Here is a 25,881-nt window from a genome sequence, read left to right on the forward strand (position 1 = left end):
TCCTCCCCCCTGGGTTGCGGGTTGTTCGATAAGTAAAATTCATCGGATATAGACAGAGCAATACTTCCTGTAAGCATAAAATATCGTATACCGCCGGTAAGCTTACTATAACCGGATAAATTCTCTGTCGTAAAACCCCCGTCGCTGAGTTATTGTTCGATTGGTTCGATAAAGCTGATTTTTTTACTCAATACCTACTCGGATAACGCTCAGACGATAAAAAAATATTATCCAGCAACAGACTATCCGAAACCGGAAATAGAGTACAAAATAGTCACGTCCGTTATTTTCTCCCTTATTCCTCGTGGTGAAACATGCCTCTGATGTCGCAAGCTCGGAGCTTGGGTAAATATTTTCTCTTACTCGATAATATGCTGGTGGTGCTGGGGTTCTTTGTGGTATTCCCCCTTATTTCCATTCGCTTTGTCGATCAACTGGGGTGGGCCGCGTTATTAGTCGGTATCGCGCTGGGATTACGCCAGTTGATTCAACAAGGATTGGGAATTTTCGCCGGCGCCATCGCCGACCGGTTCGGTGCGAAACCGATGATCGTTACCGGCATGCTATTACGCGCCGTGGGTTTCGTTTTTATGGCCATTGCCGACCAGCCGTGGCTTTTATGGTTGTCCTGCGCCCTTTCCGGGCTGGGCGGAACGCTATTCGATCCGCCTCGAACGGCGCTGGTGGTTAAGCTGGTCCGCCCCCAGGAGCGCGGCCGTTTCTATTCCCTGCTGATGATGCAGGACAGCGCCGGGGCGGTGATCGGCGCGCTGATCGGCAGTTGGCTGCTCAAGTACGACTTCGAGGTGGTTTGCTGGGTCGGCGCGGTTATTTTCGTGCTGGCGGCGGCGTTGAACGGATGGCTGTTGCCGGCTTATCGCACCTCTACGGTCAGAACGCCGATTCTGGCAGGTATGACGCGCGTTATCCGCGATCGTCGTTTCCTGACGTATGTGTTAACGCTGACCGGCTATTACATGCTCTCCGTACAGGTATTGCTGATGCTGCCGATCATGGTCAATGAAATCGCCGGTACGCCAACGGCGGTAAAATGGATGTACGCCATTGAGGCCGCCCTGTCGCTGACCCTGCTTTATCCGATTGCGCGCTGGAGCGAAAAACGCTACCGCCTGGAACAACGTCTGATGGCCGGGTTGCTGATTATGACCTTCAGCCTGTTTCCCATCGGTTTGACCAGCAGTCTGCAATCCCTGCTGATGCTAATCAGCCTGTTTTACCTGGGCGCGATTATCGCCGAACCCGCGCGTGAAACGCTGAGCGCCTCTCTGGCGGATGCCCGGGCAAGAGGCAGCTATATGGGGTTCAGCCGTCTGGGACTGGCGTTGGGGGGAGCCATCGGCTATAGCGGGGGCGGCTGGTTGTTCGACGCCGGACATGCCCTGGAGCAGCCGGAATTGCCCTGGTTCATTTTGGGCGTTATCGGCCTGCTGACGCTGGGCGCGCTCTACCGGCAGTTCAATCAGCGCCGCATTGAACCGGCCATGCTCGGCGGTCACTGATTTGCTTCTTTGTACCGCCGCATTTGATCTCGCGGGTATTGCACCCCATACTTTCCCCATACATTCAAACGATTGTTATGCCGTCATGGGGCGGAAAACGCCGTTTGCGGCCGCCCTGGCGGCCATTGTCTTCTCAGTGGATTAGAGGATAGCGAGTATGAAATTATACATTTACGATCACTGCCCTTACTGCGTAAAAGCGCGCATGATTTTCGGCCTGAAGAATATCCCTGTCGAACTGCAAATTTTAGCCAATGACGATGAAGCGACGCCTAAAAGACTGATCGGCCAGAAAATGGTGCCGATACTGCAAAAAGACGATGGCAGCTATATGCCTGAAAGCATGGATATCATTCATTACATTGATAACTACGACAAACAGCCGCTGTTGACCGGCCCGACGAATCCGGCGATCGACGCCTGGCTGCGTAAGGTATCCGACTATACCCCTCGCCTTATTATTCCGCGTTTTGCCCGCGCGGCGTTTGAAGAATTCGCCTCCGCGTCGGCCCGGCAGTACTTTATCAATAAGAAAGAGGCGCAGTTGGGCAGTTTTGAAGGTCATCTCAGCCACTCCGCGGGGCTGATTAAAAAGCTGAATAACGATCTGACGGATCTGGACCCGCTGATTGTCCAGCCTAATGCCTGTAACGGAGAGTTATCCACCGACGATATTCATCTGTTCCCGCTATTGCGTTCCCTATCCCTTGTCGCCGGCGTCACCCCGCCGTCTCGCGTCGCCGCATACCGTGACAATATGGCCAAACAAACGCAGATCACCTTGCTAAGCAGCCTGGCGCAATAAATAAAACGACAGGCAGCCTGATGAGCCGTTTGGCGCCGAAGCGGCTCATCACTATTATTCACTTTCAGGGCTATCCGATTGGTGAACCCATCCCTGCCGGTACACACTGCAGTGGCGAGATTTCACACCGAGAAATAAATTGAGGTTGGAAGAATGAAGAAGTTGGGATTGGCGGCCGCGGCATTGCTGCTGGCATTTACCCTGGGCGGCTGCAACAAACTGACGCAGTACACGCTCAATGAGCAGGAAATCAACCAATATCTGCAAAAGCATAACGACTACCGGAAGCAGTTGGGCATGCCGGGCGTGGTGGACGCCAATATTGTGTTAACCGATCTGGCCAGCCAAATCGGCAGAGCCGAACCGGGAAAAATCACCCTCTCCGGCAATGCCAGGGTGGATATCGCCTCCCTGCTGGGCAACCAGACCGCCGACATGAAGCTGACGCTGAAGGCGCAGCCGGTGTTTGATAAAGCCCAGGGGGCTATCTACCTCAAAGAGATGGAGCTGGTGGATTACAGCGTGCAGCCCGAAAAGATGCAGACCATCATCAAGACCCTGAGTCCCTACCTGAACCAGTCGCTGAAAAGCTATTTCGAACAGAAACCGGCCTATGTTCTGAATGCGGATAACAGCACCACCGAGGCGTTGGCGAAGAAAATGGCCAAAGGCATCGAAATTAAACCGGGGCAAATCGTCATTCTGTTTACCGACTGACGCGCGCTTCAGGTGACGGCAGCGCCGTTACCTGTTCCCTGCGCCGCAACTATCTACCCGCCGTTATCCGACGCTTCGTCGGCTTCTGCCAGTTCATCACGCATGGCTTCAAGCGCTTCACGGCAAATCACCGCCAGGGTGCGGTAAAACGCCGTGGCGGCATGGCTTTCCACTTTCCCTAAAAAGCGGCTGCTCCACGGCAGCAGATACTCGTCGAACAGGGCGATCTGGGCGGCGGTCTCATCCTCCTGCGCCTGATCTTCCAGCCATGACGCCGCCAGCAGCAGCCCGCCGAAGTGGTCGACGGCCCCGTCGTTCAGCGGCATACCGCGCTGTTGCAAAAAGGTCCGCACCTGCGCCGCGTCTGACGCCGTTTCATACGCCGAACGCCAGGGGGATACCGCGCAATCCGCGCCGACAAACAGAGCCTGGTAATCCGCCGCCATGGCGGCAAGGTCATACCCTTTTTGCAAACGCGCCAGCAGCGCATCCTGCTCCAGCGGCCAATGCTGCTGGAGCTTGCCCTCTTTGATCAGCGTAAACAGCGGCGCCACCAGCGGATCCTCAGGCTGGCGATAAAACAAGGTGCCCAGAATGCGGCAGACAATCGAAAACTCATTCATGCAGAAACCCGTCAATTGTTACGTGACATTGTCACAAATCGGCAAACTCGGCGATGGCCGGACTTCCCCGCTGTTCAAGGAAGTCCAACACCCGCCGGGGACTAACGTTTAACACCCGCTCCGGCGGGAAATCCACTTCCTGCAAAATACGCGCGCAGTGGGTGAAATCGCCCAGGGAGAATGCGATATGGGAGTCGGAACCTAAAGACAACCAGCCGCCGGCATCACGCACCGCGGCGGCAATGGCCCGGCAGTTGGGTTCGCTGCCTTTGCGCGAGTGCACAAATGAGGAGTTATTCAGCTCCAGAGCCACATTATATTTGGCGGCGGCTTCGGCGATGGCGCGAATATCGACGGGAAATTTAGGGTTGCCGGGATGGCTGATAATATGCGCATCGCCGTTGGCCATCGTGGCGATCATCGCGGCGGTATGAGTCTCTTTATCCTGAGGCGGGAATACCGGTTCATGAAAACCGGCGATGATTAAATCCACCTGCTCCAGCATCGGTCCGGTGCAATCAATCTCCCCCGCCACGTTTTTGATATTGGCCTCGATTCCGCGCAAAATGCCCACGCCATCTACCAGCCGCGGCCAGACACGCATGTTCATAAAGTGCCAGTAGTGCGGCGCATCAGCCATATCGGGGCCGTGATCGGTAATGGCGAACAGACGGATCTGCTTTTGCTTCGCCTCGGCGATATAGTCATGCAATGTACTATAGGCGTGAGTGCTGGCAACGGTATGCATATGTAAATCGACGGGATACATGATTTCTCCTCAGTCAGCGTTTAGCGCGCAGTATAACATTTTTACGCTTTTCGAGCAGCCGCCCCACCATCAAGTAACTTTAATTTAACAAAAATCAAACCGAGCGCCATGAAGGGCGCGAGTCAATCCCTCCCTGCCACGTTACGCACGGGCTAACACATACTCCGCCTGACCCGCGTTCACCTCCACGCCATCAACAAATAGCCGACGCCGTTCACCTGCCGGCAGGGATATTTTCAGCTTACGCCATGCCGGCTGATAGTTGCCTTCGGCGTTAAAACCGACGCGAATGGCATCCGTATCGCTCTCCATCTGCCAGTTCAGCCACAGCGCGTCTCCCTGCTGATAGCCCCAGGATTCGCCGTCATCTTCAAACAGCACGCCACTCGTCATCCCTCCGCCCAACGGTGGGAACAGCTGTAATTCGCGCCGATCATCGGCCTGCGCATCAACATGGCGCAGACGCTGGCTTAATGGCAGCCCGGCGCCGGCACGTACCAGCAGCGGCAGTTTTTCCAGTGGCGCGTCCAGCGTGATCCACTGGCCGCCGCCGTACCACTGATGGGTCGAAAAGTCATACCAGCCATGCTGATTATCCGGCAGCCACAGACGACGCTCGCGTTGCCCTGGTTCCACCACGCAGGCCACCAGCAGATCGCGCCCAAGCAGAAACTCATCACATTCGACCAAGGTCTGCGCATCATGTTCATGGTCGAGGAAGGTCGGACGCAGCATCGGCTCATCATCGGCGTGCGCCTGCCACAGCAGCGTGTAAAGATACGGCAGTAGGCGATAACGCAGCTCAATGGCGGCGCGGATCGCCGGGGTAACGGACGGATACATCCAGGGTTCATTAACGGTATGATCGTCATTCCATGAATGGATGGTAAAACGCGGATGCATCACGCCATTCTGTACCCAGCGAACAAACAGTTCCGCGTCGGGTTTATCGCCGGAGAAACCGCCGACATCATGGCCGACATTGTACAGGCCCGACAGGCTCATCCCCAGTCCCATACGGATGTTGTAGCGCAGCGAGGTCCAGTTGGTGCGGTTATCGCCGCTCCACGTTTGCACATAACGCTGCATCCCGGCGCAACCGGAACGGGAGATCAGATAAGGCCGCTTTTCCGGTGCGAAGCGCTGCTGTGCTTCCATCGATGCGCGCATCATCAGCAACGGCATCACCGGACGAATATGTTTAATCGCAATGCTTTTGCCGAAGCCGTGGCAGCGCGCTTCGCCGTCCCACACTTCATACTCGTTGTTATCATTCCAGGTGGAATCGATCCCCTTCTCCAGCAGTTGGCGGGTGACATTCTCCTGCCACCAGGCCACCGCCTGCGGATGAGTAAAATCGAGGTGCGAACCTTCATCATCCCAGAAAATGGATCGCTCCGGCGTATCGTTTTCCGAATCGCGGATAAACAGCCCTTGCGCCGCCACCTCTTCATAGCGCGGATGATCCTGCAGCAGGCAAGGCTTGATGTTGGCGGCAAGGCGCAGCCCGGCATCGTGGAACGCCTGGCTCATCGCTTCGGGTCGCGGCACTTTGTCGTAGTTCCAGTTAAACACATAGCGCTTATTGTTAATCGAGGTATAGCCGGAAGAAAGCTGGAACGAATCGCACGGGATCTCATGCTGCCGGCAGAGACGGATAAAGTTCATCAGTTGATTCTGCGCATCCGGCGCATCGGTGTAATGCATGGTGGAACCACTGTAGCCGAGGCTCCATTTCGGACCAAACAACGTTTTGCCGGTCAGCCGCACAAATGCTTTGGTGACATCCAGCACGCGCGCGCCGGTAAAGATGTAGTAGTCGATATCGCCGCTTTCGGCCTGCCAGCGGCGGTACGGCTGATGGTAATTATCCAGTTCATTGCCCAGATCGAACCAGCTGCTGCTCAGGTTATCGTAGTAGAGTCCGAAACTTACCCTGCTGCGGCGGGTAATGGTGAACGGGATATGTTTATACAGCGGATCGGTTAACGCGGCGTTATAGCCCATGGCGTCAAGATTGCGCATCTCATAGCGCTTGCCGTTGCGCGACAGGTCGCCCGCTTTCTCGCCCAGACCATAATAGCGATCGTCACTCATCCGGCGCTGGTAATGGGCGACGCCATCACCGTGCGCATTAATCAGGTAAGCGCTGGTGGGACGGTCGCTGGTCAGCTGTTGCCACTCGCCCGCGCTGTCGCGATATTGCCACTCCAGCCACAATGGCTGATGCACGATAGCTCGCAGCTGTTGCGTGGCGACCACCAACGTATCGCCCTGCTGTTCAACGGTAAAATCAGGCAAAGCGAAACCCGCCAGACTGTCGCGCTGACGCCCTTCCCACGGCACGTCGCTTTCCGGCGCGATACTCCAGGTTCTGTCGAGGGTAAACTCTCCGTGCCGTTTGATGGCGACACGGAACAGCGTCTGCTCTAGGACGTACAGGCACAGCGTATGTTTACCATCAACCGTTAATGCCACATGATGATTGTCCGAGCCAGCTAAGGACCAGTGTTTTAAGGTTTTCATCGTTACCTTCTCTTTCAGGCGCGTTTCGCGCGACGTTCAGCAATAAAAGCGATCAGGAATAGCGCGCCAATCAGGTCAAAGAAGCCCATGGCGACAAACAGCGGATTAAAGCCAATTTTGTCGGCGGTGACGCCAATAATCAGCGAGAACATGAAGCTGGAGATCCAGGCGAAAGAGCCGCGCATCCCGTTCACCGTCGCCATCTGGCCCTTATCAAACTTCTCCACCACCAGCGCGCTCAGCATGCAGGAGATAATCTGGTGACCAAAACCACCGATGGAAATTAAGCCAATGGCGACATAGGGGTTTTTGGTGATGGCGACCAGCGCCAGCGACAGCATCAGGAATGCCCCCGTCACCGAACTGGCGACCACCGAGTTCACCCGGCTGAAGCCAAACAGACGGGTATAGATGCGCGTCAGATAACCACTCGCCGCACTGCCTAAATCCGCCGCGAGGAACGGCAGCCAGGCGAACATGGCGATCTGTTTTAAATCCATGCCCATCTCTTTGGCCAGATAGAGCGGCACCCAGAAACTCAGTACGCCCCATGCCGGTTCCGCCATAAACGCCGGAATGGCGATACCGTAGAAACGTTTATTTTTCGATACCGTTTTCAGCGCCTTAAAGAAACCCAGTTTCACCGCAGGCGGTTCGTTGTCCTGATTGATAAACTCCAGCTCGCTGGCGCTTAGGTTCGGGTGCTTTTCCGGATCGTGATAAAACAGCCACCACAGCACTACCCATGCCAGCGCCAGAAAGCCGGTAAACAGAAACGCGCCCTGCCAGCCAAATGAGGCGTGGGCAAAATAGATGATCGGCGGCGCCAGCATCGCGCCAATGGAAAAACCAACGCCCGCCCAGCCAGCGGCTATCGGACGCTCCTTTTTCGGGAACCATTCGCCGAGCATTTTGGCATTGGCCGGGGTAGCCGCCGCTTCGGCGCTGCCCATCACAAAGCGCAGGATCGCCAGATGCAGCCAGCTGGCGGCTCCGGCATGGAACAGACAGGCTAACGCCCAGATCGTGGCGCAAATCAGGAAGCCGAGCTTCAGGCCAATCACGTCGATCAGCCAGCCGCAAATCGGCTGGAAGAAGGTATAGGCCAACTGAAACGCACCAACGATCCATGAATATTGTTCGGTGGTAATGCCGAGGCTGGTCTTCAACTCTGGCGCCAGAATGCCTAATGAGTTACGGGTGATGTAGTTTACCGTAACACCCGATAAAAACAGTACCAGCACCCACCAGCGCAAATTACGCCAGGTACGTTTACTGCCGGCGGCACTTATCCCCGGGTTCAAACTGCGGTTCATCTGATTCTCCACTTATTATTGACATCGTTAGCGGAACAACACCTGCTCCATCGCGGATGCCCAATCACCGTTGGAATGCAGGGGTACAACCGGTGTCAGACGCAGGAATTGTCGTGTCGTGTTACCTGAATCAACTTGTTGCACTGAACAGCAACAACTCAGAGAGGCGTGCCGGCAGGAATATTTGCCGCGATTCTTCTCCGACCATCCGGCTGGAGTGAAACATAGTTGCTAATTTTGGTCGCCTGCATGATGTTGTATTTGTGATCTGGTTAACCAAATTAGCCAATTAGGTTGACATCAACGCTTGATTAGCTGAAGTTTAACGCTGAAGAAAAACAAAAACGCGCGGAGTTGGCTGTCCACACCTCAACTGGTCAACCAATATCCAATTAGTCACCGGATATGGCGCGGCCGTACCCGGTGCGATATTCCTGATGAGGTAACAACATGAAGCAGACCTGGCGCTGGTATGGCCCCAATGATCCCGTCTCCCTCGCCGATGCCCGGCAGGCCGGCGCTACCGGTATTGTCACCGCCCTGCACCATATCCCGAACGGCGAAGTCTGGACGATAGAAGAGATCATGAAGCGCAAAGCGACGGTTGAAGCCGCAGGCTTAGTCTGGTCGGTAGTGGAAAGCGTGCCGATTCACGAAGAGATTAAAACCGGCGGCGGCCAGTGTGAGAAATGGATTAGCAACTACCAGCAGTCGCTGCGCAACCTGGCGCAGTGCGGCATCACCACCGTGTGCTACAACTTTATGCCGATCCTCGACTGGACGCGTACCGACCTGGAGTACCAATTGCCGAATGGCGCCAAAGCGCTGCGCTTCGACCAGATTGAACTTGCGGTATTTGAGCTGCATATTCTGCAGCGTCCCGGCGCGGAAAACGATTACAGCCGCGAGGAGATTGCACAAGCCGGCCGGCGTTTCGCCAGCATGAGTGAAGAGAGCAAAACGCGTCTGACGCGCAATATTATCGCTGGCCTGCCCGGTGCGGAAGAAGGCTATACGCTGGATCAGTTCCGGGCCCAACTGGCGCGTTACGAAGGGATTGGCAAAGCCGAGCTGCGTGAAAACTTCGCCCGCTTCCTGCGCGGCATTATCCCGGTGGCGCAAGAGGTCGGCCTGCGTATGGCGGTGCATCCTGACGATCCGCCGCGCCCGATTCTCGGCCTGCCGCGTATCGTCTCCACCGCCGAAGATCTGCAGTGGATGATGGAAACCGCCGGCAGCACCGCCAACGGTTTCACCATGTGCACCGGCTCCTACGGCGTGCGTGCCGATAACGACCTGGTCGCTATGATCAAACAGTTCGGCCCACGGATTTACTTCGTCCATCTGCGCTCCACACTGCGCGAAGAGAACCCCAACAGCTTCCATGAAGCCGCCCATCTGGCGGGCGATGTCGATATGTATGAAGTGATCAAGGCTATCGCCGCCGAGGAGCATCGCCGCAAAGCGGCCGGACAGGAAGAACCGATCCCGATGCGTCCGGACCACGGCCATCAGATGCTGGATGACCTGAAAAAGAAAACCAATCCGGGCTATTCGGCGATTGGCCGCCTGAAAGGTCTGGCGGAAATCCGCGGCGTCGAGCTGGCGATTCACCGCGCGTTTTTTCACTAGCAGCGGCTGACGGGACGGATGCATACCGTCCGCCTTTCCTACGACAGGAGTCCGATATGGCAAACACTATTGCCACCGCGCCGTTGACGGTGGCCCGTCCGCAGTGGGACCGCGCGCGGCTGCAACCGCGTATTGTCCAACTCGGTTGCAGCGCGTTTCATCGCGCCCATCAGGCGTTGTACACCCATCATCTGCTGGAAATCAGCGACAGCGACTGGGGCATCTGCGAAGTCAACCTGATATCGGCCAGCAGCAAGTTGCTGATGGAAAAGCTGCGCCGGCAACAGCTGCTGTATACCGTGGCGGAGAAAGGCGCAGAGAAAACCGAACTGAAAATTATCGGTGCGATAACCGACGCGTTGCATCCGGCGCTGGATGGCTGCGACGGCATTCTGCAGGCGCTGACGCGCGAGCAGACGGCGATTGTCTCCCTCACCGTGACGGAAAAAGGCTACTGCACCGATGCGGCCAGCGGGGAACTAGATCTAAATAACCCGCTGATTCAGCACGATCTTACCCACCCTGGCGCGCCGAAATCCGCTATCGGCTACCTTGTCGAGGCGCTGCGACTGCGGCGCGAACGGCGGCTGCCGCCGTTTACGGTGCTGTCCTGCGACAACCTGCGCGACAACGGCCATGTGGCGCGCGCCGCGGTGCTGGGACTCGCCCTTCAGCGTGACGCCGCGCTGGCGCAGTGGATCGCCAGCCAGGTGACCTTCCCCTGCACTATGGTGGACCGCATTGTGCCCGCAGCCACGGAAGAGAGTCTGCAGGAGATCGCCGCGCTGCTCGGCGCGTACGATCCCTGCGCCATCGCCTGCGAGCCGTTTCGCCAGTGGGTGATTGAAGATAATTTCGTTAATGGTCGTCCGGACTGGGATTTGGTCGGCGCGCAGTTTGTTGAGGATGTCGCGCCGTTCGAGCTGATGAAATTACGAATGCTGAATGGCGGCCACTCATTTCTCGCCTATCTCGGTTATCTCGGCGGCTATCAGACCATCGCTGAAACCATGAGCAATCCGGCGTACCGCCGGGCGGCATTTACGCTGATGACGGCGGAACAGGCGCCAACCCTTATAATGCCGCCAGACACCGATCTTGAGGCTTACGCCAATCTGTTGATTGAACGTTTTAGCAACCCGGCGTTGCATCACCGCACCTGGCAAATCGCCACGGACGGCAGCCAGAAACTGCCGCAGCGTATGCTGGACCCGATCCGTCGCCATCTGGCGGACGGCACCGACTGGCGTCATCTGGCGCTGGGCGTCGCGGGCTGGATGCGCTATGTGCTGGGCGTAGATGAGCAGGACAAGGCGATTGAGGTGGTTGACCCATTATCCGCCCAGTTGTACGCCATTAACCAGCGCTATCCGGCGGGTGACGAACGCGTTAGCGCGCTGCTCGCCATCAGCGCCATTTTCGGCGCTGACTTACCGGCCAATACGGCCTTCGTCGCCACCCTGCGGCAGGCTTATCAACAGTTGTGCCAGGCCGGCGCGCGCGCGGCCGTCGAATCACTGAGAGCGTCCTTATGATCCCATTTATGGATGAAGATTTTCTGCTGCAGAGCGCTACCGCGCGTCATCTGTACCATGATTTCGCCGCAGAAATGCCGATTTATGACTTTCATTGCCACCTGAATCCACAGGAAATCGCCGAAGATCGGCGCTTTGCCAACCTGGGACAGATCTGGCTGGAAGGCGATCACTACAAATGGCGGGCGTTGCGCGCCGCTGGCGTCGACGAGTCGCTGATTACCGGCAACGCCACCAGCGATTACGACAAATACCTCGCCTGGGCGGCAACGGTGCCGAAAACGCTGGGTAACCCGCTGTACCACTGGACGCATCTTGAACTGCGCCGTCCGTTTGGCATCAGCGGCACGCTGTTTGGTCCGCAGAGCGCCAAAGCCATCTGGGATCGCTGTGCGCAACTGCTGGCGACGCCGGAATTCTCCGCGCGCGGCATTATGCGCCAGATGAAGGTGCGTATGGTCGGCACTACCGACGATCCTATCGATTCGCTGCAGTATCATCGCCAGATCGCCGACGACAACGGCATTGATATTGATGTCGCGCCAAGCTGGCGCCCCGACAACGTGTTCAAAATTGAGCTGGACGGCTTTGCCGGCTACCTCAGCAGACTCGAAGCGGCGGCGGATGTGGCGATTGACAGTTTTGACGCCCTGCGCCGCGCCCTGCTGCGGCGTCTCGATCACTTTTCCGCTCATGGCTGCCGCGCTTCGGATCACGGTATCGAGACTCTGCGCTATGCGCCAGTGCCGGACGATCGGGTGCTGGATGCCATTCTGGCGAAACGCCGCCGTAGTGAAGCGCTGAACGAACTGGAAATCTCCCAGTTCAGCACCGCGGTGCTGGTGTGGCTGGGGACAGAATATGCCCGGCGCGGCTGGGTGATGCAGTTGCATATCGGCGCGATTCGCAATAACAGCACGCGCATGTTCCGTCTGCTGGGACCGGACAGCGGTTTTGATTCAATTGGCGATAACAATATCGCCTGGCCGCTGGCGCGCCTGCTCGACAGTATGGACAGCAGCGATCAATTGCCGAAAACCATCCTCTACTGTCTCAATCCGCGCGATAATGAAGTGCTGGCGACGATGGCTGGCAACTTCCAGGGCGCAGGGATCGCCGGCAAAATCCAGTTTGGTTCCGGCTGGTGGTTTAACGACCAGCGCGACGGCATGCTGCGCCAGTTGGAACAGCTGTCGCAGATCGGCCTGTTAAGCCAGTTTGTCGGCATGCTGACCGACTCGCGCAGCTTCCTGTCGTATACCCGCCACGAATATTTCCGCCGTATTCTGTGCAACCTGCTGGGACAGTGGGTGCAGGACGGCATCGCGCCGGACGATCGGCAGTGGCTGGGCCAGATGGTGCAGGATATTTGCTACCGCAATGCGGAACGCTATTTTGCCTTACCGGCGGCATAAGCGCGCCCTGGCCGCCCAATGGGTAAAATGCGGCGGCCGGGGCAGAGTCCCGTCGCGTCCGGTATGATATAGTCTGGCGAAAATAACCGAACTCGTTCATCCATTAACCAGCAGATAAAGAACACGATGAAAACACCTGGCTCACCGCAGCGCCCTTACCAGGAAGTGGGGGAAATGCTCCGTACAATGATTACGCAAAAGCAGTATGCCGTGGGCGAACGGCTGCCCCCGGAACGTGAAATCGCCGCGCTGCTGGATGTCACCCGAACGCTGGTGCGTGAAGCCCTGATTATGCTGGAACTGGAAGGTTTGATCGAAGTGCGGCGCGGCGCGGGGATCTTTGTGATTAGCGACAGCCCGGCGCAGCCAACGGCCGCGCCAACCAGCTGCAATGATGCCGGACCGTTTGAAATGTTGCAGGCGCGCCAGTTGCTGGAGAGTAATATCGCCGAGTTCGCCGCGCTGCAGGCGACGCGCGAAGATATTATCAAAATGCGTCAGGCGCTGGAGCTGGAAGAGAAAGAGCTGGCTTCCGGCGCGGTAAATGAAACCGAAAACGGCGACCGTAATTTCCATCTGGCAATCGCCGAAGCGACGCATAACAGCATGCTGGTCGAGTTGTTTAAACAGTCATGGCAGTGGCGCGAAGATAACGTGATGTGGGGCCAGCTGCACCGTCATCTGGTGAATACCCACTATCGTAAACAGTGGTTGGAGGATCATAAAAAAATCCTCGCCACGCTGATCAAAAAAGACGCGCGGGCGGCGAAGTTCGCCATGTGGCAGCATCTGGAGAATGTGAAGCAGCGACTGCTGGAGTTTTCCGATGTCGATGATATCGACTTCGATGGCTACCTGTTTGAATCCTGGCCGCTGGATGTCGCCAATAGCCACGAAATGCGTTAAGCGATCCGGAAGCGGCCCGCCTGACCACCCCGTCTTTCCGCCGGCCTCCTGCTCGCCGGGCTTGGGACGACGAGGCGGATCGCTCGCCATATAAAAAGCCCCCGCGATATGCGGAGGCTGCTCCCTCATTAATGACAAGGCACGTTAAGCGGTAACCGCCTTGTCCTCCATGGCCTGTCGCCAGCCTCCCAACCAGTAGGACCGGGCGTTTATCGATTGATACGGACAAAGCTCCCTCGGTCTGCCGGAAATACCCGCTTGATAACCACGTGAATGAGCCCTTTCAAGGCGATCGCGTTTCTGTCTCTTCATGCCTTATTTCCCTCATTATTAATCTGGTGGAAAGAAAACAGTGATTACTTTATAAGCAACCACAGACTATGAATAGCCATTATGCCGCCAAAGGTCAAGGCGCAAAATTCACGCCAATGTCACATTTGTGAGCCAGAATGGGAGTTTTCCGTAACGGAAAAGAAAGGTGCAGCGGAACGCCTGAGAGAGGCAAAACAACGCCGGGAGTCTGAGGGATCTCCATAATTGAATATGTCACATCGGAGAATATTTCGTGCGCGATAAAGCCACCATTTATCTGCTACGTTGTAGCACGCGCCCGACGCAGGGTGGTTCAAACGCCACCACCCTACGGACCCGGGCTTGTGGCTGAAATCACGCCGCTAACGCGGTACCTTCGGCGGCCGCCCCCTTTTCCGAACCGCCAGTGACGTGTTCCCGACACGGCACTGGCTTGCGCCACGTCCTGCGGAGCATTCGCGGGGTCACCCACCTCAGCGTAATTTCTTACGCCATAGGGTGAACGGTTTAAATACTGAATTTATATTTAATATCAATAAGTTACTTATAAAGATATAAACAAGTTATTCCCACAAAATAATTAAGTATTATTTGATAAATCTTATTCAATAGCAGGCTATTGTTTTTTAATGGTTTTCTTCGCGTAAAAAATCTCGCTGAGGTGGGCGTGACCGCCGGGTGAGCGGCAGGGACCGCCGCGAAAGCCAGTGCCGCGCCGGGAGCGCGTCAATGGCGGCCCGACCAGCGGTCATGAACGCCGAAGGCATCGCGTAGCGACGCGATTTCCGCGAAAAGCCCGGGGTCACGGGGGGCTGGCGCTTGAGCCCTCCGTGTCGGGCGCGTGCTGCGACGGTCGCAGAAATCGACTGAGGTTAGTGCGCACGAAACCCTCACTGCGCTTACAGAAATTCCTTTTCCCCCAGATTTGTGGGGATTCCTCAAGCCGGGAGCGTTTTTTGACGTCGCCCCCGGCGACGGCCCGTAAGGGTGGCGGCCAGGGATGGCGCGCCACAAAAATAAAGCCTCTGAAAGCGATATGCCGCGGCGCATATCCCCTCCAGAGGCACGTCGATGACGGATGTCAGTCAGCGGCAGCGGCCTGCCGGGCGATGGATTGAGCAACCTCCCGCCATCCCTGCGCCAACGTCCTGACCAGCGCATCATAGCCATCTTCGGACTGCGGCAGCACCACATTAAACGGCTGTTTACGCACCTGGCCGTGATGGTTCAGCACCCATTCCCCGCCAATCACCACGTTGCCGTCGTAGCGGCCGTGAAAAGCGGTCACCGAGATATTCAACACCGACTGCTCGCCGCCTTGCGGCTGCGTGGTCACCAGCCATCCCGGCATGCTGCGCCCCAGGTTCGCCACCAGCGATTGCTGAAGCTGCTGGTCCAGCGGACTGGCCCAGAGATTATTGCTGGCGATAACATACTGCACGTCGTTGGTCTGGTAGACCAGACCGGCGTTAGCCAGATAGTCCGCCACGCTGACGTGTTCCAGCCACAGTTGCCGGCCGTTTTGCGTCTTCTCAACCGGCGCCACCGTCTCCGAAGTAGCCGGTAACTGATAGTAGGTCTTTTGCGAGCCGCCGCCGCAGGCGGTCAGCAGCAGCGCCAACGCCAGAGTCCATCCTTTCATCATTGTTTTTTCGCCTTCTTCGGTTGAGGGTCTTCGCTGCCCGATGCCTCAAACACCAGGGCGTTGCTCTTCTCATTCAGGGTACGCAGCACCGGCTGTAGCTCGCGCAGTACCTGATCCAGGCGCTGCATATCGCCCAGCATTTTGTTATACGCCGGAGAACCGGGCTGGAAGCCCTTCATACTGCGATTTAGCTCACGCAGGGTTTGCTGCATATCCTGCGGCAGATCCTGCATCGCCTTGCTGGCGGTGATCTTGTTGAGCGAAGCCAGCGTTTTTTGCATTTCCCGCAGCGTTGCCTGACTTTCCGCCAGCGTCCGGGTGGCCTCATTAACCATGGGATCGAGCGGCAGCCCGTTGATCTTATCCAGCACCGCCATCAGTTTTTGCTGAATTTGCGACAGGCCGCCGCCAACGGTCGGCAATACCGGATAGCCGTCGATGGTCACCAGCTTACCGTTGGTTTTTTCCTGCGGATAGAAATCAATATCGATAAACAGCGAGCCGGTAAGAAGATTGGCGCTTTTTAACGCCGCCCGCAATCCCAGCGGTTGGGAACGGGACAGGTGCTCTTCAAAGTTGAAGTCGCCCCCCAGATCCTTGGCGAAACGGTCCGGTTCGATGCGAATAAGCACCGGGATGCGGTAATCGTTATCAATATCCTGTTTCAGATCCTTGGTGAAAAACGGCACCTGAGCCACCGTTCCCAACCGAATGCCGCGAAATTCAACCGGCGCCCCCGCCTGCAAACCGCGCACCGATTCATTGAAGAACATCAGGTACTCCTTATATTCGGTGTACAGGGAATCCTGAATGCTGCGCTGGTCGTCAAAGAGCTTATATTCGGCCAACGGCGCGGCGGCATCGCCCAGATCCCAGCCGGACGGCACATCAAAGCTGACGCCGCCGCTAAACAGCGTGGCTAACGATCCCATCTCCACCCGCATCCCCTGGGCGGACATATCGAACGCCACGCCGCTATCTTTCCAGAAGCGCACGTTGGTGGTCACCAGGCTGTCGTAAGGCGCGGAAATAAACAGCTGATAGCGAATTTTCCGCGCCTTGGGATCAAACTCGCTGGTTTCGACCGAACCGACGCGGTAACCGCGAAACAGCACCGGATCGCCGACGTTTAACTGGCCGGACCTCTCGCTATCAAGGGCAATGCGAATGCCTTTGGCGTCGGGGGATGCCAAAGGCGGGGTATCAAGCAGGGTGAATTCCTTTTTCTCCTCGCCGTGCGCCCCCGGCTGGATCTCGATATAAACGCCCGACAGCAAGGTGCCCAAGCCGGAGATCCCCGCGCGTCCGACCTGCGGTTTAACCACCCAGAACGCCGAATCCTCCTTCAGCAGCTTATCCATGCCATCGTGCAGGCGCGCCTTGATTTCCACCTGGTGAAGATTGTCGCTCAGCGTCACGCTTTCCACCACGCCGACGTCAACGCTGCGGCTCTTGATGGTGGTTTTTCCGGCCTCGATGCCCTCGGCGTTTTTGGTCAACAGGGTAATTTGCGGCCCCTGATGGCTAAAATGATAAAATAATATCCACGCCCCGATCAGCACCGTTACAATGGGAACAATCCACACCGGCGACCAGCGTTTAATCGTTTCTACATCCGCAACGGCGTAATTATCTTTCGTCAACGGAGGACTCCTTATGAAAAACTTCACGGCGATCCCACAGTAACCGGGGATCAAAGGTCATGGCGGCAATCATAGTCAGAATCACCACGGAAGCAAACAATAGCGCGCCAATGGCGGGATAAATGCTCATCAGCCGCCCGATCCGCACCAGTGCCGACAGCACGGCAATCACAAACACATCGATCATTGACCAGCGTCCGACGAATTCGACGATTTCGTACACCACATGTAAACGTTCGCGATCCCGTTTTTCCCTGCCATGCACGCTCCAGCATAACCACCCCAGCGCCAGCATCTTCAGCGTCGGCACCATGATACTGGCGATAAAAATCACCAGCGCCACCGGATATGAACCGCTTCCCCACAGCAGGATAACGCCGGACATAATGGTCGATCCCATTTGGCTGCCCAGGGATTCGGTGATCATGATGGGCATCAGATTCGAGGGGATATAAAGCATTATCGAGGTTATCAATAGCGCCATCGTCCACTGCAAACTGTGCTTCCTGCGCGCATGCCCGCGGCTGTGGCAACGCGGGCAGACCAAGCGGCCGGCAGGCAATATCGCCGTACAGCACGTACAGGAGCGCAATCCCTGCGACAACCCGCTGACGCCCGTTTGCGGCGCCGCTTCCAAATCCGGCGGAGGGGCGATCTCATTCCACAGCCAGCGGCGATCCAGGCTTTGAAACGCCAGCAACTGCAACACGCAAAACAGCACAAAAGGCATAAAGCTGGTGCCGATGCCGATGTCCCCGTAGGCCATCAGTTTGACGAAGCTGACCAATACGCCGGCGAGAAAAATTTCCGCCATGCCCCAGCTTTTTAGCTGAAACAGCACCTTGGCCATCACTTTTTTCAACGGCAACGGCAACGCGACACGCAGACAAAGCAGAAGCGCCGTTAGCATACAAAAGGCGGGAACCAGCTGCACAAATAGCATAAACAGCATGGCGACGCTGGCATAATCTTCCGCCACCATCACGTTGGCGATTTCCGCCAGGTTGATTTCACTGGTGATTCCCGCCACCCGCATACTCACGAACGGAAAGAGGTTTGCCAGCAGCAGCATAAATAATGCGCTGATCGCATAACCGAGCGGGCGTTTACCGGGCTCCGCCTGATGACCGGTCAATGCAGCCTTACAGCGGGGACAAACCGCTTTTTGCCTATGGGACAGCGCCGGCAGCCGCACCAACAAATCACAGTGCGGGCAAAGCATGTAGTCATCATGGTGATGGTGGTGGTGGTGGTGGTGGGAACACACTATTAGCCAATCTCCTTAAGGAATACGCCTGATGTCGCCATCGCGGTGACATCAGGTCATCTGTTGCTAAATATTAGCCGTTCCTTTGCGCCTCAAGTTCTTCCCAACGTGCAAAGCAGGACTCCAGGTTTTTTTCCGCTTCCGCCAAAGCCGTCAGCACCGGCTGGGTCTCTTCATACGGACGGCTGTAAAAACCGGCGTCGCTCATTTGTGTTTGCAGCGCGTCAATCCGCTGCTCCAACTGCTCGATTTGCAACGGCAGTTGATCCAACTCACGCTGTTGGTTATAGCTCAATTTTCCCGAATTGCGTTTAGCGGGCGGTGCGGAAGTGCCGCCGACGGACGCGGATGACTGATTCGGCGCGGACGACGCCGGCGCGCTACGCAGCGGTATAGACTCGGCGCGCTGCTGCCGGGCGTCATAGTAACCGCCGACATAACGGGAGATCTCCCCGTCGCCTTCGAAGATCCAGCATTCCGTTACCGAATTATCGACAAACTGGCGATCGTGACTGACCAGCAGCACGGTTCCCTGGTAGTTATCGATCAACTCTTCCAGCAGTTCCAGCGTTTCCACGTCCAGATCGTTGGTCGGCTCATCGAGAATCAGCAGATTACTGGGTTTCAGAAACAGGCGCGCCAGCAATAAACGGTTGCGCTCGCCGCCGGAGAGGGCTTTAACCGGCGTCATCGCCCGTTTCGGGTGGAACAGGAAGTCCTGCAAATATCCCAGTACATGACGCGGACGGCCGTTGACCATCACCTCCTGCTTCCCTTCCGCCAGGTTATCCATCACGGTACGTTCCGGATCCAGCTCGGCGCGGTGCTGATCGAAATAAGCCACTTCCAGTTTGGTGCCGCAGTGAACCCGTCCGCCGGTCGGCGTCAGTTCCCCCAGCATCAGCTTCAACAGCGTGGTTTTACCGCAGCCGTTCGGCCCCACCAGGGCGATTTTATCACCGCGCTGCACCTGAGCGGAGAAATTGCGGGCCAGAATTTTGTTATCAATCTGGTAGTTAACCGCCTCCAGTTCGAAAACAATCTTGCCGGAACGCGCCGCCTCTTCCACCTGCATTTTCGCCGAACCCATCACTTCACGGCGCTGGGAACGCTCCTGACGCATGGCTTTCAGCGCCCGCACCCGCCCTTCGTTACGCGTGCGCCTCGCCTTGATGCCCTGGCGGATCCACACCTCTTCCTGCGCCAGTTTGCGATCGAACTCGGCATTTTGCAGATCTTCCACCCGCAGGGCTTCCTCTTTCCCTTGCAGATACTTATCGTAGTTGCCCGGCCAGGAAACCAGCTTGCCGCGATCCAGATCGACGATGCGGGTCGCCATATTGCGAATAAAGGAACGGTCGTGCGAAATAAATACGATGCTGCCCTGAAAGGTTTTGAGAAAGGTTTCCAGCCAGTCGATGGTTTCAATATCCAGATGGTTGGTGGGCTCATCCAGCAGCAGCACCCTGGGCGAACTGACCAGCGCGCGCCCCAGCGCCGCTTTACGCAGCCAGCCGCCGGACAGCGAGGCCAGCGGCGCGTCTGCGCTCAGACCGAGTTGCTCCAGCACTTCGTGGATGCGGCTTTCCAACTGCCACAGTCCCTGATGTTCAAGAATATCCTGCAATTTCGCCAGCTGATTCAGATTCTTTTCGCTGGGATCGGTCTCCACCAGGCGCAGCGTCGCGTGGTAATTCTTCAGATAATCCGCCTGGGCGGCGACGCCTTCCGCTACAAAATCAAATACCGTGCCGGCTATATCGCGCGGCGGATCCTGTTGCAGGCGCGCCACGATCAGGTCCTGCTCGTAGACGATCCGCCCGTCATCCAGCGGAACTTCCCGCGCCAGAATTTTCAGCAGCGTTGACTTGCCGGCGCCGTTGCGGCCCACCAGACAGACGCGTTCGTTTTCTTCAATATGCAGTTCTGTGTTATCTAACAGCGGGGCATCGCTGAATGACAGCCATGCGCCCGATACGCTGATTAATGACATCTGTTACTTTTCCTCGCCGGCATGGGTCAGCAGCCAGCAGTTATGAATCTGACGATTGCGGGCAAAATCCGCAGATTGCGTCGCGGCGGTAATCTCGCGCGCCGCCAGACCCAGCGCCGCCAGGCCCGGCGTATCCATGCGGAATCCGCGCTTATTGTTGGAAAACATGATGGTGCCGCCGCGACGCAGCAGCCGCTTAAGATCCTGCATCAACGCCAGATGATCGCGCTGTACGTCAAACGACTCCTCCATCCGTTTCGAGTTGGAGAACGTGGGAGGATCGATAAAAATCACGTCAAACTGTTCGTTGGCCTCGCGCAGCCACGACAGGCAGTCGGCATGGATCAGGCGGTGCTGGCGCCCGGTCAGGCCGTTGACCCGCAGATTTTTTTCCGCCCACTCCAGATAGGTGCGCGACATATCCACCGTGGTGGTGCTGCGCGCCCCGCCCAACCCCGCATGCACGCTGGCGCTGCCGGTATAGGCGAACAGGTTGAGAAAATCCTTGCCCTGACTCATTTCACCCAGCGTTTTGCGGGCTACGCGGTGATCGAGAAACAGGCCGGTGTCCAGATAATCGGTCAGATTGACCCACAGTTTGGCGTTATACTCCGTTACCAGCAAAAATTCGCCCTTTTGCGCCAGTTTTTCATACTGGCTTTTGCCCTTCTGACGCTCTCGGGTTTTCAAAATCAGCTGGTTCGACGGGATCTCCAGTATGCTCAGCGTGGCGTTAATCACATCAAACAAACGCTGGCGCGCTTTCTGCGCATCCACGGTTTTCGGCGGCGCGTACTCCTGCACCACCACCCAACTGCCGTAGCGGTCGACCGCCACGTTATAGTCGGGCAGATCGGCATCGTACAGGCGGTAGCATTCAATCCCTTGCTGCCTGGCCCATTTCTCCAGCTTGCGCAGATTCTTGCGCAGACGGTTGGCGAAATCCTCGGCGATGCGGCCGCTGTTTTCCTTTTCCCCCTGGCTCGCGGCAAGCTGATAGTTCTTCTGCACGCAGTCCAGCGGACCGTTTTTCGCCTTGAACTGGCGTTCGGCGCGCAGTTGCAGACAGCTGAGCAGTTCCGGCGAGGCGCTGAACAACGACAGTTGCCAGCCGCCGAACTCGCTTTTCATTTTGCGCCCCAGCAGATTGTGCAGCGCAATCAATGCCGGTTCGCTTTCCAGCCGCTCGCCGTACGGCGGATTGCTCACCACCGTGCCGACCGGCCCCTGCGGCAACGGATTCCGTAGCTGGGCGGCATCTTGCACCGCCAGGGTGATTAACTCGGCGACGCCGGCGCGACGGGCATTAGCCCTGGCTATCTCAATCACCCGGCGGTCGTTGTCGGAGCCAAAAAAGCGCGCGGAGGTTTGGTGTAATCCCTGACGCGCGCGCTGCTGCGCTTCCGTCAGCAATTCGCGCCACAGTTCGGCGTCGTGCCGCAGCCAGGCGTTAAAGCCCCAATGGGTGCGATGCAGGCCGGGCGCGCGATCGGCGGCGATCATCGCCGCTTCGATCAGCAGCGTGCCGGAACCGCACATCGGGTCGAGCAGCGGGGTCTCTTTTTGCCAGCCGGAACGCAGCACGATGGCCGCCGCCAGGTTTTCTTTCAGCGGCGCCAGACCGGCCTGCTGGCGATAACCGCGCTGATGCAGCCCTTCGCCGCTCAGATCCAACGCTACGCTGGCGGTATCGCGCTGTAAAAAGACGTTGATGCGGATATCCGGCTGCTGTTTCGCCACGTCCGGGCGCTGCCCCGTTTTGCGGGTAAAGCTGTCCACAATGGCGTCTTTGACCTTCAGCGCGCCATACTGGCTATTACGGATATCGTCGTTGGTGCCGGTAAAATGCACAACGAAGGTTTTGTCGACGCTGAAAATCGTCGACCAGTCGATGGCCTGTACGCCGAGGTACAAATCCAGATCGCTATGCACCTTGAACTCGTTTAGCGGCAGCAAAATGCGCGACGCCAGGCGGCTCCACAGCAGACTTTGGTACAACAGGCGATTATCGCCCTGAAAATGCACTCCTCCTTGCACCACGGCACAGGCCTGCGCGCCCAGCGCTTCAAGCTCATTTTTTAACAATTCTTCCAGACCACGGGCCGTGCTGGCAAACAGAGCATTCATATCTTCGATATCACCAAAAAGAAAATTGAGGCGCATTATAGCTAATCCGTGACGCTTGTCATAAAGTTGCCGTTTTACTTCAGTAAGGAATCAGCGGTGATCGGCGTAACGCGGCTTTATATCCATCCGGTAAAATCTATGCGCGGCTTACAGTTATCCCACGCCGTGGCGTCGGCAAGCGGTCTGGCGCAGGACCGCGGCTTTATGGTGACGCAGCCGGACGGCACCTTTATTACCGCCCGCCAATACCCGCAAATGGTGCTGTTTACCCCGGCCCTGCTACCGGACGGCCTGTTTATCCGCGCCCCCGACGGGCAAACCGCCAGCGTACGCTTTAGCGATTTCGCCGGCGCGCCGCAGCCGACTGAAGTCTGGGGCAACCACTTTACGGCGCGAGTGGCCCCCGACGCCGTCAATAGCTGGCTGAGCCGCTACTTTCGGCAGTCGGTCCAACTGCGCTGGGTGGGCGACAATCCATCACGCCGGGTTAAAAAACATCCCGACGTCGCGCTCTCTTTCGCCGACGGATACCCTTTCTTGTTAATCAATGAAGCTTCTTTGCAGACGCTGCGCCAACGCTGCCCGGCAGGCGTCAGGCTGGAGCAGTTCCGCCCTAATCTGGTGGTGGCAGGCGCCGCGGCGTTTGCTGAAGATAGCTGGCAAACTCTGCGAATCGGCGAGGTGATTTTCGACGTCGCCAAACCCTGTAGCCGCTGCGTGCTGACCACGGTCAGTATTGAACGCGGCAGAAAGCACCCGACGGCCGAACCGCTGGCGACCCTGCAATCCTTCCGCAGCGCGGAAAACGGCGACATCGATTTCGGCCTCAATCTTATTGCCCGCAACGACGGCATTATCCGCGTCGGCGACACGCTGGAAGTGCTGGCGACCAAACCGCCGCGTCCTTATGGTTCAGGTAAAGTCGTGGAGAGCGTCGCGCTCAAACCGCAAGGCGAGCAGAAGATAACCATTGAATATCAGGGACAACGCCTGAAGGGAAACAATCAGCAAATCCTGCTGGAACAGCTGGAGCAGCATGGGGTGCGTATCCCCTATTCCTGCCGTGCCGGAATATGCGGCTGCTGTAAGCTGACGTTGTTCGGCGGAGAAGTTGCGGCACTCAAGGAAAGCGCCGTTGGCGAAAATGGCGCCATTCTCGCATGCAGTTGCATTCCGCAAAGCGATATCAGGCTGCAATAGAAGAGATGCCGGGCGTTAAACCACCTTGGCGAACTGAAAAGGAGACGGCGTCTGTTGGTCCGCCCCCTGAACGGCAACGGGCAATAATCTGTCGTGCATGATTTTTATCGCCTCCCCCAGCGCTATCATCTTGCCATTCAGCATCAGCTGTTCCTGAGCCAGCAGACACAGGCTGGCTTTATCGCCGGCCTCGGCGACCAGGAAATACGCCGCGTCATTATTTTCCGTCAGTCGAACCTGAACAATATCGCCGGTTTGCGGCGCGGGCGTGGCGTCTGAAGGCTGCTGTACAAAATGCCAGCTTTTGGGCATCAGCGGTTTGAGAAAACGGCTGGCGACCAGCGCATTCAATATTAATTCGCCCTGAAGGTCGCGGCTCAATGTCATTTTTTGGCATTTTTCGTTATAGGTAAAAAATAATGCCGCGTCTTCAACGCAGAATGCGCATTCATTAAAAGCATCCGGGGTTAGCATTTTAGACGGGAAACGCGAACGGAATAACATGCCGTTGGCGAGATCCAGCATCAGCCGATCGTGTTCGGTATCAAAATACCAGCGCCAGTTATCGTCAGGTTTCAACTTCATATTATTTACCCTTCGCCTTTTGTTACACCTATTTATAGGAAATGGCTGATTGCAAAACCATGCAATAAAAAACTATGCAATAAAAAAACCGGCAGGTGGTGATAGCTTATTTATGCAAACGAGTAAAATATAGACCAGCCGGGGGAATAAATAAACCCCCCGGAGATAAATGAAAGGCGGAAATGATTAAATATGCGTCACGATATCTTTAATCAGTCGCGGACCGCGGAAAATAAAGCCGGAATATATCTGAATCAAGGTGGCGCCGGCATCCAGCTTTTCCCGAGCGGCAATCAAAGAATCAATACCGCCGACGCCGATAATCGGCAGGCGTCCGGCTAATTCTTGAGATAACCGACGGATAATTGCCGTACTTGACTGCTGTAAAGGACGACCGCTTAATCCCCCGTCCTGACCGCAGTAATTTAATCCCTGGATCAATTTTCGATCGAGCGTGGTATTGGTGGCGATGACCCCGTCAATGTTATGACGCACCAGGCTATCCGCTATCTGGATCAATTCTTTCTCGGAAAGATCCGGCGCGATCTTTACCGCGACCGGAACATATTTCTGATATTTCTCATTTAACTCGGCCTGCTTATTTTTTATAGCCAGTAAAAGATCGTCCAGCGCCTCTCCATATTGCAGGCTGCGTAATCCCGGCGTATTAGGCGAAGAGATATTTATCGCAATATAGCCGGCATAAGGATAGATCTTATCCATGCAGATCAGATAATCTTCTTTCCCCTGCTCTACCGGCGTATCTTTATTTTTACCGATATTGATCCCTAATACGCCGCCGAAACGCGATTTTTTTACCTGCTCAACCAGATAGTCGACGCCCTGATTATTAAATCCCATGCGGTTAATCAGCCCTTCCGCTTCGACGATACGGAACAGTCTCGGCTTATCATTTCCGGGTTGCGGACGCGGCGTTACGGTGCCCACTTCAATAAACCCGAACCCCATCGCGCCCAGCGCATCAATACAGTCGCCGTCTTTATCCAGCCCGGCTGCCAGGCCGAGCGGGTTTTTAAACGACAGCCCCATGCAGTTGACCGGCTTGGTGGGAACGGACTGACGGACGAGAAATTCGAGAGGGGTATTGGTGATACGACGTAATTGCCGGAAGGTCAGTTCATGCGCTCGTTCTGGATCGAGCTGAAATAAAGCTTTCCTGATAACGGGATAGAACATATCGTCTCCTGAGATCCCCATTGCAAATAAACAAAGTCGGAATACGGCGAAATGGTAGTGCCATCACTGCGGAAAGTAAAACGTTTGCGCGCGGAGACCGGCGCTATTCCTCCTTGGGCAGGAATAGCGCAATGGAAAACGCAGGCCA

20 protein-coding genes are annotated in these 25,881 nt (G+C 56.5%); 8 read left to right on the forward strand and 12 right to left on the reverse strand.

The genetic code is table 11. From position 1 onward, the window contains the following. Positions 1 to 314 precede the first annotated feature (314 nt). From mdtH to EH206_RS12645, 3 genes are all read left to right on the forward strand, one after another. A complete protein-coding gene (gene mdtH, locus EH206_RS12635; RefSeq protein ID WP_009113157.1) occupies positions 315 to 1,520 on the forward strand; it encodes a multidrug efflux MFS transporter MdtH in 1,206 nt (401 codons plus the stop codon). Between the two features lie 157 nt (positions 1,521 to 1,677). Continuing rightward, a complete protein-coding gene (gene grxB / locus EH206_RS12640) occupies positions 1,678 to 2,325 on the forward strand; it encodes a glutaredoxin 2 (RefSeq protein WP_009113158.1) in 648 nt (215 codons plus the stop codon). Positions 2,326 to 2,478: 153 nt separating this feature from the next. Further along, positions 2,479 to 3,042 (forward strand): lipoprotein, encoded by a 564-nt coding sequence (locus tag EH206_RS12645; RefSeq protein WP_009113159.1) that lies wholly within the window; start codon positions 2,479 to 2,481, stop codon positions 3,040 to 3,042. A 53-nt stretch (positions 3,043 to 3,095) separates the two neighbouring features. Here EH206_RS12645 and EH206_RS12650 read toward each other — a convergent pair whose 3' ends face one another. From EH206_RS12650 to EH206_RS12665, 4 genes are all read right to left on the reverse strand, one after another. Beyond that, on the reverse strand, positions 3,096 to 3,665 hold the full coding sequence (locus EH206_RS12650; protein WP_009113160.1) for a TorD/DmsD family molecular chaperone: 570 nt from the start codon (positions 3,663 to 3,665) through the stop codon (positions 3,096 to 3,098). A 31-nt stretch (positions 3,666 to 3,696) separates the two neighbouring features. Then, positions 3,697 to 4,434, reverse strand: coding sequence for a phosphatase (locus EH206_RS12655; RefSeq protein WP_009113161.1), 738 nt, complete (start codon positions 4,432 to 4,434; stop codon positions 3,697 to 3,699). 141 nt (positions 4,435 to 4,575) lie between these two features. Beyond that, positions 4,576 to 6,960, reverse strand: a complete 2,385-nt coding sequence (locus EH206_RS12660) for a glycoside hydrolase family 31 protein (protein ID WP_009113162.1) — start codon at positions 6,958 to 6,960, stop codon at positions 4,576 to 4,578. Positions 6,961 to 6,974: 14 nt separating this feature from the next. Next, positions 6,975 to 8,276, reverse strand: coding sequence for an MFS transporter (locus tag EH206_RS12665; RefSeq protein WP_009113163.1), 1,302 nt, complete (start codon positions 8,274 to 8,276; stop codon positions 6,975 to 6,977). 450 nt (positions 8,277 to 8,726) lie between these two features. Here EH206_RS12665 and uxuA point away from each other — a divergent pair, with 450 nt between their 5' ends. The 4 genes from uxuA (at position 8,727) to uxuR (ending at position 13,764) form a co-directional block, all read left to right on the forward strand. Next, entirely contained in the window at positions 8,727 to 9,908 is a 1,182-nt protein-coding gene (gene uxuA, locus EH206_RS12670; RefSeq protein WP_009113164.1) for a mannonate dehydratase, read from the forward strand. Positions 9,909 to 9,964: 56 nt separating this feature from the next. Next, positions 9,965 to 11,443 (forward strand): fructuronate reductase, encoded by a 1,479-nt coding sequence (locus EH206_RS12675; protein ID WP_009113165.1) that lies wholly within the window; start codon positions 9,965 to 9,967, stop codon positions 11,441 to 11,443. Further along, complete coding sequence (gene uxaC / locus EH206_RS12680) at positions 11,440 to 12,858, forward strand: glucuronate isomerase (RefSeq protein WP_009113166.1); 1,419 nt, start codon at positions 11,440 to 11,442, stop codon at positions 12,856 to 12,858. Before EH206_RS12675 ends, uxaC begins: the two co-directional genes overlap by 4 nt. A 126-nt stretch (positions 12,859 to 12,984) precedes the next feature. Continuing rightward, positions 12,985 to 13,764, forward strand: a complete 780-nt coding sequence (uxuR, locus tag EH206_RS12685) for a Uxu operon transcriptional regulator (RefSeq protein ID WP_009113167.1) — start codon at positions 12,985 to 12,987, stop codon at positions 13,762 to 13,764. Positions 13,765 to 13,908: 144 nt separating this feature from the next. Here the strand turns inward: uxuR and rmf are convergent, their stop codons facing one another. The 6 genes from rmf to rlmKL all read right to left on the reverse strand — a co-directional run bounded on the left by rmf (position 13,909) and on the right by rlmKL (position 22,751). Beyond that, entirely contained in the window at positions 13,909 to 14,076 is a 168-nt protein-coding gene (rmf, locus tag EH206_RS12690; protein WP_009113168.1) for a ribosome modulation factor, read from the reverse strand. Positions 14,077 to 15,157: 1,081 nt separating this feature from the next. Further along, a complete protein-coding gene (gene pqiC, locus EH206_RS12695; RefSeq protein WP_009113169.1) occupies positions 15,158 to 15,721 on the reverse strand; it encodes a membrane integrity-associated transporter subunit PqiC in 564 nt (187 codons plus the stop codon). Next, positions 15,718 to 17,364 carry an intermembrane transport protein PqiB gene (gene pqiB, locus EH206_RS12700; protein WP_009113170.1) on the reverse strand — a complete coding sequence of 549 codons (1,647 nt, stop codon included), beginning with the start codon at positions 17,362 to 17,364 and terminating at the stop codon, positions 15,718 to 15,720. The genes pqiC and pqiB overlap by 4 nt, the downstream gene beginning before the upstream one ends. Continuing rightward, positions 17,351 to 18,586: a membrane integrity-associated transporter subunit PqiA gene (gene pqiA, locus EH206_RS12705; RefSeq protein WP_040343242.1), complete on the reverse strand. Its 1,236-nt coding sequence runs from the start codon at positions 18,584 to 18,586 to the stop codon at positions 17,351 to 17,353. Before pqiA ends, pqiB begins: the two co-directional genes overlap by 14 nt. A 118-nt stretch (positions 18,587 to 18,704) precedes the next feature. Then, positions 18,705 to 20,624 carry an ABC transporter ATP-binding protein gene (locus tag EH206_RS12710; RefSeq protein WP_009113172.1) on the reverse strand — a complete coding sequence of 640 codons (1,920 nt, stop codon included), beginning with the start codon at positions 20,622 to 20,624 and terminating at the stop codon, positions 18,705 to 18,707. 3 nt (positions 20,625 to 20,627) lie between these two features. Next, positions 20,628 to 22,751: a bifunctional 23S rRNA (guanine(2069)-N(7))-methyltransferase RlmK/23S rRNA (guanine(2445)-N(2))-methyltransferase RlmL gene (gene rlmKL / locus EH206_RS12715; RefSeq protein ID WP_198008351.1), complete on the reverse strand. Its 2,124-nt coding sequence runs from the start codon at positions 22,749 to 22,751 to the stop codon at positions 20,628 to 20,630. Positions 22,752 to 22,847: 96 nt separating this feature from the next. On the opposite strand from rlmKL, the gene EH206_RS12720 reads away from it, so the two are divergent. Continuing rightward, entirely contained in the window at positions 22,848 to 23,951 is a 1,104-nt protein-coding gene (locus EH206_RS12720; protein ID WP_009113174.1) for a YcbX family protein, read from the forward strand. A 15-nt stretch (positions 23,952 to 23,966) separates the two neighbouring features. Here the strand turns inward: EH206_RS12720 and EH206_RS12725 are convergent, their stop codons facing one another. Continuing rightward, positions 23,967 to 24,536 carry a cell division protein ZapC gene (locus tag EH206_RS12725; protein ID WP_009113175.1) on the reverse strand — a complete coding sequence of 190 codons (570 nt, stop codon included), beginning with the start codon at positions 24,534 to 24,536 and terminating at the stop codon, positions 23,967 to 23,969. A gap of 186 nt (positions 24,537 to 24,722) precedes the next feature. Continuing rightward, complete coding sequence (pyrD, locus tag EH206_RS12730) at positions 24,723 to 25,733, reverse strand: quinone-dependent dihydroorotate dehydrogenase (RefSeq protein WP_009113176.1); 1,011 nt, start codon at positions 25,731 to 25,733, stop codon at positions 24,723 to 24,725. Between the last annotated feature and the right edge of the window lie 148 nt (positions 25,734 to 25,881).

The organism is Brenneria nigrifluens DSM 30175 = ATCC 13028 (genome assembly GCF_005484965.1).
GTDB classification, from domain to species: domain Bacteria; phylum Pseudomonadota; class Gammaproteobacteria; order Enterobacterales; family Enterobacteriaceae; genus Brenneria; species Brenneria nigrifluens.

Bases quoted from the DNA above. Each gene is read 5' to 3' on its own strand.
- mdtH (WP_009113157.1), top strand. From the start codon at position 315: ATGCCTCTGATGTCGCAAGCTCGGAGCTTGGGTAAATATTTTCTCTTA.
- grxB (WP_009113158.1), top strand. From the start codon at position 1,678: ATGAAATTATACATTTACGATCACTGCCCTTACTGCGTAAAAGCGCGC.
- EH206_RS12645 (WP_009113159.1), top strand. From the start codon at position 2,479: ATGAAGAAGTTGGGATTGGCGGCCGCGGCATTGCTGCTGGCATTTACC.
- EH206_RS12650 (WP_009113160.1), bottom strand. From the start codon at position 3,665: ATGAATGAGTTTTCGATTGTCTGCCGCATTCTGGGCACCTTGTTTTAT.
- EH206_RS12655 (WP_009113161.1), bottom strand. From the start codon at position 4,434: ATGTATCCCGTCGATTTACATATGCATACCGTTGCCAGCACTCACGCC.
- EH206_RS12660 (WP_009113162.1), bottom strand. From the start codon at position 6,960: ATGAAAACCTTAAAACACTGGTCCTTAGCTGGCTCGGACAATCATCAT.
- EH206_RS12665 (WP_009113163.1), bottom strand. From the start codon at position 8,276: ATGAACCGCAGTTTGAACCCGGGGATAAGTGCCGCCGGCAGTAAACGT.
- uxuA (WP_009113164.1), top strand. From the start codon at position 8,727: ATGAAGCAGACCTGGCGCTGGTATGGCCCCAATGATCCCGTCTCCCTC.
- EH206_RS12675 (WP_009113165.1), top strand. From the start codon at position 9,965: ATGGCAAACACTATTGCCACCGCGCCGTTGACGGTGGCCCGTCCGCAG.
- uxaC (WP_009113166.1), top strand. From the start codon at position 11,440: ATGATCCCATTTATGGATGAAGATTTTCTGCTGCAGAGCGCTACCGCG.
- uxuR (WP_009113167.1), top strand. From the start codon at position 12,985: ATGAAAACACCTGGCTCACCGCAGCGCCCTTACCAGGAAGTGGGGGAA.
- rmf (WP_009113168.1), bottom strand. From the start codon at position 14,076: ATGAAGAGACAGAAACGCGATCGCCTTGAAAGGGCTCATTCACGTGGT.
- pqiC (WP_009113169.1), bottom strand. From the start codon at position 15,721: ATGATGAAAGGATGGACTCTGGCGTTGGCGCTGCTGCTGACCGCCTGC.
- pqiA (WP_040343242.1), bottom strand. From the start codon at position 18,586: ATGCTTTGCCCGCACTGTGATTTGTTGGTGCGGCTGCCGGCGCTGTCC.
- EH206_RS12710 (WP_009113172.1), bottom strand. From the start codon at position 20,624: ATGTCATTAATCAGCGTATCGGGCGCATGGCTGTCATTCAGCGATGCC.
- rlmKL (WP_198008351.1), bottom strand. From the start codon at position 22,751: ATGAATGCTCTGTTTGCCAGCACGGCCCGTGGTCTGGAAGAATTGTTA.
- EH206_RS12725 (WP_009113175.1), bottom strand. From the start codon at position 24,536: ATGAAGTTGAAACCTGACGATAACTGGCGCTGGTATTTTGATACCGAA.
- pyrD (WP_009113176.1), bottom strand. From the start codon at position 25,733: ATGTTCTATCCCGTTATCAGGAAAGCTTTATTTCAGCTCGATCCAGAA.